Below are 15,477 nucleotides of genomic sequence, written 5' to 3'. Positions count from 1 at the left end.
TGAGCCAACCACCGCCCGCCGACATCGGCAAGCGAGGGGCCTCAGCCCTCAGCGAACGTCACCCCGCGGCATCCGCGGACATGACGATGGGGCGCGCACCCCCGCGGTACGCGCCCCATCCGCTTCATGTCCGGTCAGGAACGGAAGGCATCCTTCACGTTCTCGCCGGCCTGCTTGAGGTTGGCCTTGGTCTGGTCGTTCCGACCTTCGGCTTCGAGGCGCTCGTTGTCGGTCGCCTTGCCGGCGGCCTCCTTGGCCTTGCCTCCGAGCTCCTCGGCCTTGTTTCCGACCTTGTCGCCTTCACCCATCGAGGTCCCCCTCTCGATCCCTTGGGTCGCATCGTGGATGCGACGTGACCCCAACGCTATGCGGCCGTCCGATGCCGCGACAGGGCCTTGCCAGCCGCGAACCGCTCTGCTATCCACTCGCCGGGGCACGACGTTCAGCGCCGCTGCTCGGGTCGCGCCGGCGCGACGATGGTGGAGGGCCGCCCGTCGGTGTCCGGCGCGGCGCCGAGCCCGAGCACCTGGCAGCGTTCGAGCCCGTGGCGGGCCCAGAGCGCGGCGGTCCAGGCGCACAGCGCGGCGTCGAGCAGGTCCTCGCGGTGCTTGTACGGGCGGTCCGCGAGGGGCGAGCGTTCGTCGAGGAGGGCGGCCGTGACCCGGTGCGACCGCAGGTCGAGGGGCGGGTCGGCGGCCGCGAGGCGCGTCATCCGCTCGATGAGGTCGTCGCATTCGCGGGCCCGGAACGCCCGGCGCTCGGCGGCGGGCAGGGCGGCGTTCGGGCGCTTGTAGCGCGGCCGTTCGCGGTCGTACCCGAGTTCGGCCGCGCCGACCAGGGTCGTGTAGGGGAAGCACTCGAACGCCGACACCGCCTCGGCGCCCGGCGGCTCGAGCCCGCTCACCACCGCGAATCCCGCGACGGATGCCTCGAGCCGGCGCCGCAGCGCCACGCCGGCGAGCCGGCGCGTGCCGAGGTTGGTCGGGTTGGCGGCGACCTTCCACCGGCCGTACCGCTGCCCGACCTCGCGTTCGGATTCGCGCATGCCGCGGTCGTTCGCGACCACGAGGGGCGCGTCGATCGCGACGACGTCGCCCGGGGACATCCGCTCGGCGAGCCAGGCCGCGACCGCCTCGACGCCGCGCGCCCAGCCCGCGTCGAGCACGGTGCCGTCGGCGCCGAGCCGCACCAGACCGGTCTCGTTGGGCGGACGGGCGGGCGTGCCCTCGCCCCACGCGAGGTCGACGCCGAAGCACGTCCGCATCCTGCGAGCGTACGACGCCGCCCGCCCGGCCGGTCCGCGAGTGCGCCCGAACGCGACGAGTGCGCGCGCGTGCACCCGCACACTCCTCGCAATCCCGCGCACTCGGCGGGAGATCAGGTGCGAGTGAGCTCGCGCGAGCGCCGGAACACCGGCTCGGCCTCGGCGAGCTCCTCGTCGGTCGCGATCCGGAAGGCCCCGGCGGGCACGGCCTCGACCTCGTGGCGCCCCTGGCCGCGCGTGGCGACGAGCGAGGCGACGATCGAGACGGTGATGATGACCGCCACCACCGCCAGCGACACGGTCGTGGGGATGTAGAACACGTCGAGCAGCGCCATCTTGGTGCCCACCCAGACCAGCACCAGCGCGAGGCCGAGCTTCAGGAATGTGAAGCGGTGGATGAGGTCGGCGAGCAGGAAGTACATCGCGCGCAATCCGAGGATCGCGAACGCGTTCGCCGTGAACACGAGGAACGGCTCGGTCGTGACGGCGAAGATCGCGGGGATCGAGTCGACGGCGAAGATGATGTCGGTGACCTCGACGAGCACGAGCACGGCCAGCAGCGGCGTCGCGACGAGCACGCCCGCACGACGGATCAGGAACCGCTGCCCGTAGTACGCGTCGGTGGTCGGTACGAAGCGCCGGAACAGCTTCAGCGTGCGCGACCGCTCGGGGTGCACGTGCTCGTTGCGCGTGACGAGCATCCGGATGCCGGTGAAGATCAGGAACGCGGCGAAGACGTAGAGGATCCACGAGAAGTTCTCGATGAGCGCGGCGCCGGCGGCGATGAAGATGCCGCGGAAGACGAGCGCGCCGAGCACGCCGAGGAACAGCACGCGGTGCTGGTACTCGCGCGGCACGGCGAACGACGCGAAGATGATCGCCCACACGAAGACGTTGTCGACGGCGAGCGACTTCTCGATCAGGTACCCGGCGAAGTACTGCTGGCCGGCCTCGGCGCCCCACGAGTTCCAGACGATGATGCCGAAGGTGATGCCCGAGAGCACCCAGACGATCGACCAGCCGAGCGCCTCGCGGACGCCGATCACGTGGGCGCGGCGATGGGCGAACAGGTCGATCGCGAGCATGGCGATGATGGCCGCCAGCACGGCGAGCCAGGCGTACAGGGGGACGTCCACGGTCTCCTCCAGTTGTCAGGTGTGGCAACCGGAGGTCTCGTCCGAGCGTCGCGCGCCGCCCGGCCGGAGCCGGGGCCGTGCGGCCCGGGTGCGCCGGAGCCCGGTGGCGGACTCGGAGTGACGACGCACCCTGCGGGGACTACTCCCCTCCGAGAACATGGAAACACATGAAGGCGACTTCATGCATCCTGATCGGGTTCGGTTGCGACATCCTCACAGCGTTCTCGAAGGCGTGCGGGGCGGATGCGGCGTCAGAGCGGCCGCGCGAACACCACCCGGTGCTCGCCCGGGCCGTCGTAGTCTCGCCACGCGAGCACGCCCTCGATCTCGGTGTCGCCGGAGGACTCGAAGCCCATGGCGCGGTGGAACCGCTGCGACGCCGCATTGCCCGGGCCGGTGATCGCGCCGACGCGGTGGCATCCGCTCGCCCGCATCGCCGCGAAGAAGCGCTCGTAGAGCGTGCGTGCGAGCCCGGTCGCGCGCAGGTCGGGCCGCACCCCGACGAAGTGGATGTAGGCGACCCCCGGCCGGGACGCCGAGCGGAAGCCGACGAGGAACGCCGCGAGGTCGCCGTCGCCGTCCTCGACGACCGTCGAGGTGTCCGCGAAGTGCTGCAGGAAGAGGCGGGGCAGGAGCAGGCCGAGGTTCGCGGTGCCGGGCAGGGCCCACCACGCGGGGATGACGCCGACCACGCGCGCATGGTCGCGCTCCTCCGGGCGGCGGAAGCGCAGCCCCGGGTGGGCGGGGTCGGGCTCGAGGCTCGGGCTGCCGAGGGCGGTCATGCCACCATGCTGGCGCAGGATGCCGCGGACGGGGGAGTGCGCCTCATCCGCCGGCGGCGGGTGCGGTGCTCCACAGCAGGCCGGGCCGGGTCGCGGGTGCGCGGCCCGCGGCGGCGCGACGCGCGAGCTCGACCGCGCCGTCGAGCGGGTTCCCGCGGGACGGCCGGAGGTCGGCGTCGGGCGCCAGGCGGGCGAGCTCCGCCGCGAGCGCCTCGGCGTATCTCGGCGCGGCGGTGAGGCCGCCCGTCGCGGCGGCCACGCGGGGGATGCCGTCGACGAGGGCGGCGGCCAGGCTCTCCGCGGCGAGTTGCCCGGCGCGATGCACGATGCCGGATGCCGCGGGATCGCCGGCGTCGGCGAGGGCGACGACGTCCGGGGCGAGCGAGGCCAGCACGCCGGCGCGGTCGTCGAGGGTGAGCAGGCGCGTCCACGTGGGCGGCGCGCCGAGCCGGTCGGTCGCGGCGGCGAGCAGCGCACGACCCGCCTCGCCCACGCCGTCGTGGGCGCGGATTGCGGCCTGCAGCGCGGCGATGCCGATCCAGGTGCCCGAGCCGCGGTCGTCGTAGAGGTGGCCCCAGCCGCCGACACGGGTCCACCGCCGGTCGAGGTCCGTGCCGAGCGCGATGGCGCCCGTGCCGACGGCGATGACCGCGCCCGGCTCGCCGCCGAGCGCCCCGAGGTGGGCGGTCACCGCGTCGGCGGCGACGGCGACGCGCGCACGGCCCGAGGCGGCGACGAGGTCGCGGAGGAGTCCGTCGTGGTCGTCGACGAGCGAGGCGAGTCCCGTCGCGCCGACGCCGACGGCCGCGGGCGGGTCGTCGGGCCAGCGGTCGCGGGCGCGGCGCACCAGGTCGACGACGACGGCCGCGACGTCCGAGCCCGTCCGGCCCACGCGAGCGCCGTCGGCGGTGAGGGTCCGGACGTCGTCGGCGCTGGCGGGCTCCTCGGACCGCGCGGGCGCGAGGCGGAGGCGGGCGCCGGTGCCCCCGACGTCGATGGCGAGGACCGTGCTCATTGCGGCCGCCGACCGGGAAGCGGACTCGCGGCATCCGCTTTGGAAAAAACTTGCAAACCTGTGCGCATTCCCGAATACTACTTCCAGCCCAGGACGGTGGGGAGCCCACCGACGATGCATTCAACGAGGAGTCGACATCATATGAAGCAGCGAGCCCTACCCATCGCCGCGCTCGGCCTGACCGCGGCGCTGGCCCTCTCCGCGTGCGCCGGCGGATCCGAGGACGGCGGCGCGAACGGCGAGGGCAAGACCCTCGACGTCTGGATCATGCAGGGGACCAACCCCAACTCCGAGGAGTTCTTCGAGGAGGTCTCCGCCGCGTTCACCGAGGAGACCGGCGCGGAGCTCAACGTCGAGTTCGTGCAGTGGGCCGACGCCCACGACCGCTTCGTCACGTCGATCGCCGGCGGCACCACGCCCGACGTCGCCGAGACGGGCACCACCTGGACCGCCGAGTTCGCCGACGCCGGCGCCCTCGCCCCGATCGGCGAGTACGTCGACGGCGAGGACCTCCGCGGCGACCTCGTCGAGGGCCTCGTCGAGTCGGGCACCTACGAGGAGGAGCTCTACGGCATGCCCTGGTACGCCGGCGTGCGCTCGCTCGTGTACCGCGCCGACGTGTTCGAGGAGCTCGGGCTCGACGCGCCCGAGAGCTGGGACGACATCGTCGCCGCCGGCGAGGCGATCAAGGCCGCCAAGCCCGAGATGATCGCGTTCGCCGTGCCCGGCGACGCCGAGTTCCCCGTCTACCCGTGGGTCTGGGGCGCCGGCGGCGAAGTCGCCGAGCAGGACGGCGACGAGTGGGTCTCCGGCCTCGACAGCCCCGAGGCGCAGGAGGGCATCGGCTTCTACACCGGCCTCGCGACCGAGCACGGCTTCTCGTCGGCCGGCGCGACCACGTGGAAGGAGACCGAGGTCCTCGACTCGTTCGCCGCGGGCGACGTCGCCATGGCGCTCATGGGCTCGTGGACCCCGTCCGCGATCGTCGAGAAGAACCCCGACCTCGAGGGCAAGTTCGCCGCGGCGCCGATCCCCGGCAAGGACGGCGGCATCGCCCCGTCCGTGCTCGGCGGGTCGCACCTGTCGGTCTTCAACACCGCCGAGGACACCGACCTCGCGTGGGAGTTCGTCAAGCTCATGACCACGGGCGAGTTCGCCGAGAAGTGGGGCTCGCAGTCGGGCTACTTCCCGGGCCAGGCCTCGCTGCTCGAGGACACCATGGCCAGCGACGACCCGCTCGTCGCCCCGTTCGCCACGCAGCTCGTCGAGGGCGGCGCCTCCGTGCCGGTCACCCCGAAGTACGGGGCAGTGCAGGCGAAGAAGACCACGAACACCGCCATCCAGGCGATCCTCTCCGGGCAGAAGACGGTCGAGCAGGCGACGGCCGACGCCGCCGCGGAGATGAACTCGATCATGAACGGCGACTGACGACGTGGTCGATCTGGTCAACCGTCCGCCGGTCGCGTCGGGGGCTCCGGCCCCCGCCGCGGCCGGCGGGCCGACGCGCCCCGTCCGGCGCCGGCGGCATCCGCTCGTCGCCGCCCGCCCGTGGCTGCTGCTGGGGCCCGCGCTCGCGGTGCTCGCCGTGCTGCTGCTGTGGCCGCTCGTACGCGTCGTGCTCTTCTCCCTGCAGGACTACGGGCTCCGCGAGATCGTCTCGGGCGAGCCCAACTGGATCGGACTCGCCAACTACGGCGAGGTGTTCACCGATCCGACGCTCTACACCGTCGTGCTGCCGAATACGGTCGGCTTCGCGGTCCTCGCCGTGGCCGGCACCGTCGCGCTCGGCACCGGCGTCGCGGTGCTCATGGCCTCGCTCGGCCCGCTCTGGCGCACCATCGTCGGCAGCGCCATCATGGTCGCCTGGGCCATGCCCGCCGTGACCGGCACCTACGTCTGGATCTGGATCTTCGACGCCGACCGCGGCATCGTCAACAGCACGCTGCAGGCGCTCGGCCTGCAGGACGACCCGGTGAACTGGTTCACCAACCGGTGGACCTTCTACGGGATCGTGCTCCTCAACGTCATCCACCACGGCTTCCCGTTCGTGGCCATCACCATCCTCGCGGGCCTGCTCGGCGTGCCGAAGGAGATGCTCGAGGCCGCCGAGGTCGACGGGGCCGGACCCTGGCGCCGGTTCTTCTCGATCATCGTGCCGAGCCTGCGCCAGGTCTTCGCCGTGGTCATCATCCTGTCGACCATCTGGGACTTCAAGGTGTTCGCGCAGGTCTACCTCATGCCCGGCGGCGCCGGCACCAACCGCGAGGCGCTGAACCTCGGCGTGTGGTCGTACGTCGAGTCGTTCGGGCAGAACCGCTACGGATTCGGCTCGGCGATCGCCGTGCTGCTCACGCTCGTGCTGCTCGCGATCACGGTCGTCTACGTGCGCACCCTGCTGAAGGAGGACGAGGAACTGTGACCCGACGCACCCGACTCGCCGCGTTCAAGGCGGTCCTCGTCGCCCTGCTGCTCGCCTTCACGCTGTTCCCGGCGTTCTGGATGCTCTCGAGCGCGTTCGACGCGCGCGCGGGCTCGGCCGGGAAGGGCCTGCTCCCGCAGGAGTTCTCCCTCGAGAACTTCGAGTACGTGCTCACCGAGGGCGGGTTCGACGTGTTCCTGCGCAACTCCGCCACGGTCGCGCTCGTGACCGTGCTCGCCTCGGCCGTGCTGGCGCTGCTCGCCTCGGTCGCCGTCGCGCGCTTCCGCTTCCGGTTCCGCACGGCGATGCTGCTGATGATCCTCATCGTGCAGATGGTGCCGCTCGAAGCGCTCGTCATCCCGCTGTTCGTGCAGGTGCGCGACCTGCAGATGCTGAACACACTGCTCGGCCTGATCATCGTCTACGTCGCCCTGTCGCTGCCGTTCGGCATCTGGATGCTGCGCGGATTCGTCGCCGCCGTGCCGAAGGAGCTCGAGGAGGCCGCCTACCTCGACGGCGCGAGCTGGGGCCGCATGTTCCGCTCCGTGCTGCTGCCGCTCGTGATGCCCGGCCTCGTCGCCACCTCGGTGTTCTCGTTCATCACCGCGTGGAACGAGTTCATCTTCGCCATGACGCTGCTCGGCGGCGCGACCGAGAACTACACGGTCGCGATCGGCCTCAAGCAGTTCTTCGGCGAGCACTCCAACGACTGGGGCGCCATCATGGCGGCGTCGACGATCATCACCGTGCCCGTGATGGTGTTCTTCGTGCTCGTGCAGCGCAAGCTCGCCTCGGGCCTCGTCGCGGGGGCGGTGAAGGGATGACGCGCTCCGCCGATCCCGCCGTCCGCGCCCTCGTCGACGGCGTGCTGTGGCCGGGATTCCTCGGCACGGCCGTCCCCGACTGGCTGCGCCGCGACCTCGACGGCGGACTCGCCGGCGCCGTGCTCTTCGCGCACAACCTCGGCGGCGACGACGAGCGCGCGGCGCTCGCGCACGACCTCCACGACCGGCGCGACGACGTGCTCGTCGGCGTCGACGAGGAGGGCGGCAACGTCACCCGCCTCGAGTCCGCCTCGGGCTCGACGCTGCCCGGTGCCGCCCAGCTCGGGCGCGTGGACGACCTGGCCGCGACCGAGACGGTCGGGGCCGAGCTCGCGCGGCGGGTCGCCGCGGTCGGCGCCAACGTGGTGCTCGCCCCCGACGCCGACGTCAACGTCGACCCGCGCAATCCGGTGATCGGCGTGCGGTCGTTCGGCGACGACGCCGCGCTCGTGTCGCGGCACGCCGCCGCACTCGTGCGCGGCATCCGCTCGGGCGGCGCCGCCGCGTGCGCCAAGCACTGGCCCGGCCACGGCGACACGCATGTCGACTCGCACCACGGCCTGCCCGTGCTCGGGATGCCGGAGCGCGAGCTCGAACGGATCCACCTCGAGGCGTTCCGGGCCGCGATCGCCGCGGGCGTGCCGGCCGTCATGACCGCGCACCTCGTCGTGCCGTCCTGGGGCGCCGAACCGGCCACCATGAACCCCGTCGCGCTCGGCCGTCTCCGCGGACTCGGGTTCGACGGCGCCGTGATCACGGATGCGCTCGACATGGCCGCAATCCGCGAGACCGTCGGCACCGGCGTCGGGGCGGTGCGCGCGCTCCTCGCCGGCGCCGACCTGCTCTGCCTCGGCAACCCGGCGAACCCGTGGGGCGGCGCGCCCGCCCCGGACGCCGACGTCGCCGTGCTCGCCGAGGTGCGCCGGGCGCTGCTCGACGCCGTCGACGACGGAAGCGTGCCCGTGGCGCGCCTGGAGGAGGCGGGCCGGCGCGTGCGCGCGCTCGCCGACCACGCCCGTGCCGCCGCCGATGCCGCGTCCGTCGCGGCGGCCGCCGGCCGGGCCCCGCGACTCGGGCCCGGTGCGGCCCTGGAGCTGGCCCGCGCCGCGATCGACGTCACCCGGCCGGTGCCGCCCGTCGACGGGCCCGCGGTCGTGCTCGACGTGCGGCGCCGGGCGACGCTCGCGGTCGACGCCTCGCTGGACGCGGTCGCGTCGGTGCTCGCCGCCGGCGGGCCCGTGCGCCGCGTCGACCCGGCCGAGGACCGCGGCCGCGCCCTCGTCGCGGCGGTCGAGGCCGCCGATCATCCCACGGCCGACGGCTGCGGCGTCGTCGTGCTCGTCGACCGGCTCGCCGACCCGCCGCAGGCGGCCCTCGTCGTCGCCGTCGCACGCGTACGGCCCGACGCGGTCGTCGTGAACGTCGGTGCCGCCGACGGCGCGCCCGACATCGCGGCCGGCACGGACGCGCCCGCCCTGCCGGTCGTCCACGCGCGCGCCGCGAGCCGGCTCGCCGCCATCGCCGTCCGCGAGCGGCTCGAGGCCGGCACGACGCCGGCGAAGCCTGCGGCCGGCGTCCCGCTCGCGTCCGGAGCCGGCCGATGAGGATCCTCGCGCTCCAGTCCGGCACGTCGGCCGACGGCATCGACGTCGCCCTGGTCGACGTCGAGCACCGCGCCGACGCGGATGCCGGCGTGCACCTCGGCCTCGCGCCCGTCCGCACGCGGACCGTGGCCTGGCCCGACGGGCTGCGCGACCGGGTGCTCGACGTGGTGCACGGTGCCGCCCTCACGGGCGCGGAGTGGTGCCGCCTCGACACCGAGCTCGGTCGCGCGTTCGCCGACGCCGCGGCATCCGTCGCCCCGGCCGGCGAGGCCGACCTCGTCGTCTCGCACGGGCAGACCGTGCACCACTGGGTCGACGGCGGTCGCGCGCAGGGCACGCTGCAGCTCGGCTCGCCCGCGTGGATCGCCGAGCGCATGGACGCGCCCGTGGTCGCCGACCTGCGGACGGCCGACATCGCCGCGGGCGGCGAGGGCGCCCCCCTCATGGCCGTGTTCGACCGGGCCTGGCTCGGCGCCGAGGCGCGCGAGTCGGGCCGGCCCATCGCCACCGCGAACCTCGGCGGCATCGCCAACGTGCAGGTCGTGCATCCCGACGGCGAGGTCGAGGCGTTCGACACCGGCCCGGCCAACGGGCTGCTCGACGCGGCCGTCGTCCGCGCCACCGACGGCGCGAGCGGCTACGACCGCGACGGTGCGCTCGCCGCGGGCGGAACGGTGCACGACGCGCTCCTGCGCGAGCTCCTCGCGCACCCGTACTTCGCAGCGCCGGCCCCCAAGACCACCGGGCGCGAGACGTTCACGCTCGACGTCGTCGACGCCGCGGTGAGGCGAGCGGATGCCGCGGACCTGCCGCTTCACGACCTGCTCGCCACGCTCGCCGAGCTCACCGCGCGCACCGTCGTCGCGGCGGTGCCGGAGGGCACCGCCGACCTCGTCCTCTCGGGCGGCGGCGTGCACAACGCCGACCTCGTGCGGCGGATCGGCGCGCACGCAGGGGCCCGCGGCATCCGCCCCGCCTCGAGCGCCGAACGCGGCGTCGACCCCGACGCCAAGGAGGTGCTGCTGTTCGGCCTGCTCGGCTGGATGCGCTGCCACGGCATCGCCGCCGAACTGACCCGGCACGGACGCGGCACGCCGCGCGTGCTCGGCACCCTCACCGCCGCCCGCGGCCCCGGCGCACCGCCCGGCCGCCACCGCACCGACGCACCACCGCACCGGCTCGCCGCCCTCACCGTGCAGCCGAGTCCCGCCCCGAACATGGAAGACCAGGCATGACCTCCCTCACCAGCTCCACGCCGCCCGCCGACCTGCGCGACCTGCTCGAGCAGCTCGCCACCGAGGCGGTCCGCGGCGACTCCGGCGAGCTCGACCTGCTCGACACGGCCGCGCAGCTCGCCGTGCTCGACGCGGCGAACGCCGAGGCGGTCGCCGTGGTCCGCGCGGCCGCACCGCAGATCGCCGCCGCCGTCGACGCCATCGTGCCGCGGCTCCGCGACGGCGGCCGCCTCGTCTACGTCGGCGCCGGGACCGCCGGCCGCATGGGCGTGCTCGACGCGAGCGAGATCCCGCCGACGTTCGGCACCGACCCCGCGCTCGTCGTCGGGCTCATCGCGGGCGGCGACCGCGCGCTCCGGCACTCCGTGGAGGACGCCGAGGACGACCCCGGCGCCGGTGCCGCCGACCTCGCCGCGATCGGCCTCTCGTCGCGCGACGCGGTGGTCGGCATCTCCGCCTCCGGCCGCACGCCCTACGTCGTCGGCGCGCTCCGGCACGCCCGCGAGGCCGGCGCGCTCACGATCGGCTTCGCATGCAACGCCGACTCGGAGATCGCCCGCGTCGCGGAGCTCGCGATCGAGACGGTGGTCGGCCCCGAGGTCGTCACCGGATCGACCCGGCTCAAGGGCGGCACCGCCCAGAAGCTCGTGCTGAACGCCGTCTCGACCCTCGCGATGGTGCGCCTCGGCAAGGTGCACGGCAACCTCATGGTCGACGTCCGCGCGACCAACGCGAAGCTCCGGGCGCGCGCCGAGCGCATCGTCCGGTTGGCGACCGGGGTCGACGCGGATGCCGCGGCCGCCGCGCTCGCCGCGTGCGACGGTCGCGTGAAGCCCGCCATCCTGGTGACCCTGACGGGGGTGTCGCCGGAGGTCGCGACCGAGCGACTCGCCCGCGAGGATGGAGTGCTGCGCGCTGCGTTGCGCGGCATCATCGACGAGACCCGGTGAGGAGTCCGATGACCAACGTGCTGACCGAGGTGCGGCAGGCGCTGCCGCGGCTGAGCTCCGCCGAGGCGAAGGTGGCCGAGGCGGTCGTCGACGACCCGACGCTCGTGGTCGACCTGACCATCACCGAGCTCGCCGACGTGTGCGGCACGTCGCTGTCGACCGTGGCGCGCTTCTGCCAGACGCTGGGGTTCTCGGGCTACCGCGAGTTCCGCATGGAGGTCGCGAGCGCCCTCAGCCGCGAGCAGGCCGAGCGCGATCGCTTCGGGCTCGCCGACTCCGACATCAGCCCCGACGACCCGGTCGGCGACGTCATCTCGAAGATCGCGTTCCAGGAGGTGCTCGCGATCGAGCAGACCGCGCACGCGCTCGACACGACGGTGCTCGACGCGGTCGTCGACGCGCTCGCCGGCGCGCGGCACGTCGACGTGTACGGCTTCGGCGCCTCCGGCCTCACCGCGCAGGACCTGCAGCAGAAGCTCGCCCGCATCGGCATCTCCGCGGCGTGCTCGGTCGACGTGCACGTGGCGCTCGTCTCCGCGGCGCTGCGGCGGCCCGGCGATGTCGCGGTCGCCGTGTCGCACACGGGCCTCACCGCCGAGACCCTCCAGGCCCTCGAGGTCGCGGGCGCGGCGGGGGCGACGACGGTCGCGATCACGAACTCGCCGCACTCGCCCGTGGGCCGCGCCGCGCAGTTCGTGCTCGCCACGCAGGCCCGCGAGAGCGCGTACCGCATGGGCGCGATGTCGAGCCGCATCGCGCAGCTCGCGATGGTCGACTTCGTGTTCGTGCGCCTCGCGCAGCGGCTCCACGACGAGGTCGCCGCGCCGCTGCGGCGCACCTGGGAGGTGACCGCGACCCACCGCCGGTCCGCCCGGGGAAGCGCCGCGCACGACGTCGGATCCGCCCCCGAGCACTGAGCCTCGCCAGCGCCCTGCACGCACCCGCGTCGCGCTTTGCCTACCCTTGAGGGGATGTCGTCCCCCGTGAGCGCCCCCGCGCGACCCGCCAGCACGACCCGACGCACCGTCGGGTTCGGGGTGGGCGTCGCCGCCGTGCTGCTGCTGCTCTCGGTGCGCCTGTTCGCCCCCGCCGAGACCGGCGAGGCGCTCTCCGACGGCGTGCGCGACGGCATCACGCTCGCGATCAGCGTCGTCATCGAGTCGCTGCCGTTCGTCTTCCTCGGCATCGTGCTCTCGATCGCGGTGCAGCTGTTCCTGCCGGCCGACTTCCTGATGCGGCGACTGCCGCGCACGCCGTGGCTGCGGCGCGCGGTCGTCTCGCTGTTCGGCGTGCTGCTTCCCGTGTGCGAGTGCGGCAACGTGCCGCTCGCGCGCGGCCTGGTGCTCCGCGGCCTGTCGGTCGGCGAGTCGATGACCTTCCTGCTCGCCGCGCCCATCCTGAACCCGGTGACGATCGTGGTGACGTACCAGGCGTTCGGCTGGGAGGACGGCATCCTCGCGTGGCGCATCATCGGCGGGTTCCTCGTCGCGAACCTGATCGGCTGGATCTTCAGCCGGCACCCCGATCCGATGCGACTGCTCACGCCCGGCTTCCAGGCCACGTGCGCGCACGCCGCCGACGAGCAGGCGGCGCACGGCGGTGCGCACGGGCGCGGTGCTGCGCCGGCGAAGGCGCGGCAGGCGGTCCGCATGTTCGCCGATGAGACCTCGGCGATGCTGCCGGCGCTGATGGTCGGCTCGGCGATCGCGGGTGCCATCCAGATCGCGGTGTCGCGCGACGTGCTCGTCGCGGTCGGGCAGGACGCGGTGTGGTCGGTCGTCGCCCTCATGCTGCTGGCGTTCGTCATCTCGATCTGCTCGAACGTCGACGCGTTCTTCGCGCTCGCGTTCGGCTCGACGTTCCTGCCGGGCGCCATCATCGCGTTCCTCGTGTTCGGTCCGATGATCGACATCAAGATGCTCGCGCTCATGCGCACGACCTTCACGGCCCGCACGCTCGTGCAGGTCACGGCGGTGGTGGCGCTCGCGTCGGCCGCGATCGGGCTGGGGGTGAACGCGTTTGCGTGAGTTCCTGCGCCGCTGGCAGGGCGTGCTGCTCGCCGCGATCGGCGTCATCGCGACGCTGTGGCTCGCCGCGACGAACCGCCTGGGCTTCTACATCCACCCGCGCTACTTCCTCTTCACGGTGATCATGGCCGTGATCGCGGTGGTCTTCGTGGTGGCCGCGTTCGCCGTGATCCCGGTGCTGCGACGACGGCGAGCGGATGCCGCGGGCGACGGCTCCGACGACCTCGGCCACCACGACCACGACGACCACGACCACGACGACCACGGCCACGACCACCACGGCCACGACGCCGCCGCGGCCGGCCCCGCGGCATCCGCTCGCCGTCGCCTGGGCACGGTCGCCGGCATCGCGATCGTGGCCGGCACGGCCGTGGCCCTGCTCGTGCTGCCGCCCGCGACGCTCACCACGGCGACCGCCGAGAACCGCGAGCTGAACGCTGCGGCCGTCGGGCCCGATTCGGCCGCGCCCGACCTCGTCGGCGGCGACACCTCGTCGTTCACCGTCAAGGACTGGGCCCTCATCCTGCGGCAGAACCCCGACCCGGCCGACTTCGCCGACCCGATCTCCGTCACCGGGTTCGTGCTGCCGTCGCCCGACGACGAGGACGTCTTCTACGTCGCCCGGTTCACGGTCACCTGCTGCGCGGTGGACGCGCAGCCCGTCGGCGTGCCCGTGCACCTGCCCGGCTGGCAGGACCGCTTCGCGGCCGACGACTGGGTCACCGCGGAGGGCCGGCTCGACGTCGACCCCGCCGGCGGGCCGTCGCCCGTGCTGGTCCCCGAGACGGTCGAACCGACCGAGCAGCCGGAGCAGCCGTATGTCTTCTGAGTCGCCCCTCGCCGGCACTGCCGAGGCACCGCCCGCGTCGGCGCGCTTCACGCGGCTAGTGCTCGCCATCGTCGCGGTGCTCGCGGTGCTCGTCGTCGGCCTGGGCGCGGCGAACGCCCTCCGCGGGCCGCGCGTGCTCGACACGGTCGCCGGCCTCGGCGACGCGACGCGCCTCGCGGGGACGACGATCGAGTTCCGCCTGAACCAGCCGGTCGCCGACCTCGACGCGAGTGCGGTGCGGGTCGACCCGGCGACGGATGCCACGGTCTCGGTCGACGACCGGACGGTGCGCGTCGCGTTCGCCGCGCCGCTGCGCCCCTCGCAGGACTACGTCGTCGAGGTGGCCGGCGTGCGCGCCGTCGGCGGCGGACCGGAGTCGGCGCTGCGGCACGAGTTCCGCACCGCGGACGAGGTGCTCCACGTGCTGCAGCGCCGTGCCGACGGCGACGACACGGTGGTCCGCGTCGCGACCGGCGCCGGTGAGCCCGAGGTCGTGCTCGCCGCACCGCGCATCGAGTCCTTCGCCCACGCCGGCGACGTCATCGCGGCGATCGAGCTCCTCGACGACGGCGCGAACGCGATCCGCATCGCCGCCGCCGGCCAGGAGGGACCGCCGGCGAGCCTGGCACTCCCGCAGTCCGGCGACGTGCGCAACCTGCAGGCTTCGACCACCCGCCCGCTGCTCGGATTCGTTCAGGACGGGGTCGGCGGCTTCGCGACGCTGCACGTGCTCGACGTCGCCGACGGGGTGACGGCGACGCCGCAGCCCGTGCTCGGGCTCGACGGGTCGCCCATGTCGGTGGACGACTACGCCTTCGTTCCCGGGACCTCGTCGCTCGTCGTGCGCGACCGCGACGGCGCGATGTTCCTGGTCGACGCGGCCGGCGTGCGCCCGTCGACGCCGCTCGGCTCGCACACCGAGTTGCGCGGGATCCTCCCGGGCACCAGCACGGTGGTCGTCGCGGATCCCGATCGCGGCGCCACGATCGACCTCGCGACCGGGGAGACCTCGACCCTCGAGCTGCCCCCGGCCGACCTGCCCGACGGGGCGTATCCGGGCCGGGTGACGTCGCTCGACCTCGCGGGTGCGCACCTGCTCAACGTGCTCATCTTCGACGGCTCCGACGGGGGCCAGGCATCCCTCGTCGCCCGGGCGGACGCCGACGGCACCTCGGTCGTGTTCGCACCGGCGGAGGGCTCCGCCGTGCTCGACCACTGTCTCGCCCCCGGTGGCACCCTCGTCGCCGTCGAGACGGGCGCCGTGGGCGCGCCGAACGACGGCTACGAGGACGAACCGTGGGTGGCCGACACGATCACGACCCTCGTGGAGGTCGACACCGGCCGCATCGTGCTGAGCCTCGCGGGCGGTCGCAGCGACTGGTGCGGCTGACG

General features: G+C 73.9%; 15 protein-coding genes. 10 read left to right on the top strand and 5 right to left on the bottom strand.

Annotated features, from left to right (window positions below; all coding sequences use genetic code 11):
* Nucleotides 1-134 precede the first annotated feature (134 nt).
* From RH861_RS11655 to RH861_RS11635, 5 genes are all read right to left on the bottom strand, one after another.
* Complete coding sequence (locus tag RH861_RS11655; RefSeq protein ID WP_310521098.1) at nt 135-308, bottom strand: CsbD family protein; 174 nt, start codon at nt 306-308, stop codon at nt 135-137.
* Nucleotides 309-442: 134 nt separating this feature from the next.
* Entirely contained in the window at nt 443-1,264 is an 822-nt protein-coding gene (locus RH861_RS11650) for a DUF429 domain-containing protein (RefSeq protein WP_310521097.1), read from the bottom strand.
* A 113-nt stretch (nt 1,265-1,377) separates the two neighbouring features.
* Nucleotides 1,378-2,400 (bottom strand): TerC family protein, encoded by a 1,023-nt coding sequence (locus RH861_RS11645; RefSeq protein WP_310521096.1) that lies wholly within the window; start codon nt 2,398-2,400, stop codon nt 1,378-1,380.
* A 251-nt stretch (nt 2,401-2,651) separates the two neighbouring features.
* Nucleotides 2,652-3,182, bottom strand: coding sequence for a GNAT family N-acetyltransferase (locus RH861_RS11640; RefSeq protein ID WP_310521095.1), 531 nt, complete (start codon nt 3,180-3,182; stop codon nt 2,652-2,654).
* A 43-nt stretch (nt 3,183-3,225) separates the two neighbouring features.
* A complete protein-coding gene (locus RH861_RS11635) occupies nt 3,226-4,197 on the bottom strand; it encodes a BadF/BadG/BcrA/BcrD ATPase family protein (RefSeq protein WP_310521094.1) in 972 nt (323 codons plus the stop codon).
* Between the two features lie 141 nt (nt 4,198-4,338).
* On the opposite strand from RH861_RS11635, the gene RH861_RS11630 reads away from it, so the two are divergent.
* The 10 genes from RH861_RS11630 to RH861_RS11585 are packed head-to-tail and all read left to right on the top strand — an operon-like array spanning nt 4,339 to nt 15,475.
* Complete coding sequence (locus tag RH861_RS11630) at nt 4,339-5,625, top strand: sugar ABC transporter substrate-binding protein (RefSeq protein ID WP_248598738.1); 1,287 nt, start codon at nt 4,339-4,341, stop codon at nt 5,623-5,625.
* Nucleotides 5,626-5,629: 4 nt separating this feature from the next.
* On the top strand, nt 5,630-6,616 hold the full coding sequence (locus tag RH861_RS11625) for a carbohydrate ABC transporter permease (RefSeq protein WP_248598737.1): 987 nt from the start codon (nt 5,630-5,632) through the stop codon (nt 6,614-6,616).
* Entirely contained in the window at nt 6,613-7,440 is an 828-nt protein-coding gene (locus RH861_RS11620) for a carbohydrate ABC transporter permease (RefSeq protein WP_248598736.1), read from the top strand. The genes RH861_RS11625 and RH861_RS11620 overlap by 4 nt, the downstream gene beginning before the upstream one ends.
* The gene (locus tag RH861_RS11615) at nt 7,437-9,044 is read left to right on the top strand and encodes a glycoside hydrolase family 3 protein (protein WP_310521093.1); all 1,608 of its coding nucleotides are present in this window, start codon (nt 7,437-7,439) and stop codon (nt 9,042-9,044) included. The genes RH861_RS11620 and RH861_RS11615 overlap by 4 nt, the downstream gene beginning before the upstream one ends.
* Nucleotides 9,041-10,279, top strand: a complete 1,239-nt coding sequence (locus RH861_RS11610) for an anhydro-N-acetylmuramic acid kinase (protein ID WP_310521092.1) — start codon at nt 9,041-9,043, stop codon at nt 10,277-10,279. The genes RH861_RS11615 and RH861_RS11610 overlap by 4 nt, the downstream gene beginning before the upstream one ends.
* The gene (gene murQ, locus RH861_RS11605) at nt 10,276-11,229 is read left to right on the top strand and encodes an N-acetylmuramic acid 6-phosphate etherase (protein ID WP_310521091.1); all 954 of its coding nucleotides are present in this window, start codon (nt 10,276-10,278) and stop codon (nt 11,227-11,229) included. The genes RH861_RS11610 and murQ overlap by 4 nt, the downstream gene beginning before the upstream one ends.
* An 8-nt stretch (nt 11,230-11,237) precedes the next feature.
* Nucleotides 11,238-12,146 carry a MurR/RpiR family transcriptional regulator gene (locus RH861_RS11600; protein ID WP_310521090.1) on the top strand — a complete coding sequence of 303 codons (909 nt, stop codon included), beginning with the start codon at nt 11,238-11,240 and terminating at the stop codon, nt 12,144-12,146.
* 54 nt (nt 12,147-12,200) lie between these two features.
* The gene (locus RH861_RS11595) at nt 12,201-13,256 is read left to right on the top strand and encodes a permease (protein WP_310521089.1); all 1,056 of its coding nucleotides are present in this window, start codon (nt 12,201-12,203) and stop codon (nt 13,254-13,256) included.
* Entirely contained in the window at nt 13,249-14,085 is an 837-nt protein-coding gene (locus RH861_RS11590; RefSeq protein WP_310521088.1) for a TIGR03943 family putative permease subunit, read from the top strand. The genes RH861_RS11595 and RH861_RS11590 overlap by 8 nt, the downstream gene beginning before the upstream one ends.
* A complete protein-coding gene (locus RH861_RS11585) occupies nt 14,075-15,475 on the top strand; it encodes a hypothetical protein (RefSeq protein WP_310521087.1) in 1,401 nt (466 codons plus the stop codon). Before RH861_RS11590 ends, RH861_RS11585 begins: the two co-directional genes overlap by 11 nt.
* The last annotated feature ends 2 nt before the right edge of the window (nt 15,476-15,477 follow it).

It is taken from the genome of Agromyces indicus (assembly GCF_031432295.1).
GTDB lineage: Bacteria > Actinomycetota > Actinomycetes > Actinomycetales > Microbacteriaceae > Agromyces > Agromyces indicus.
This window is presented reverse-complemented; position numbering and strand designations above follow the sequence as displayed.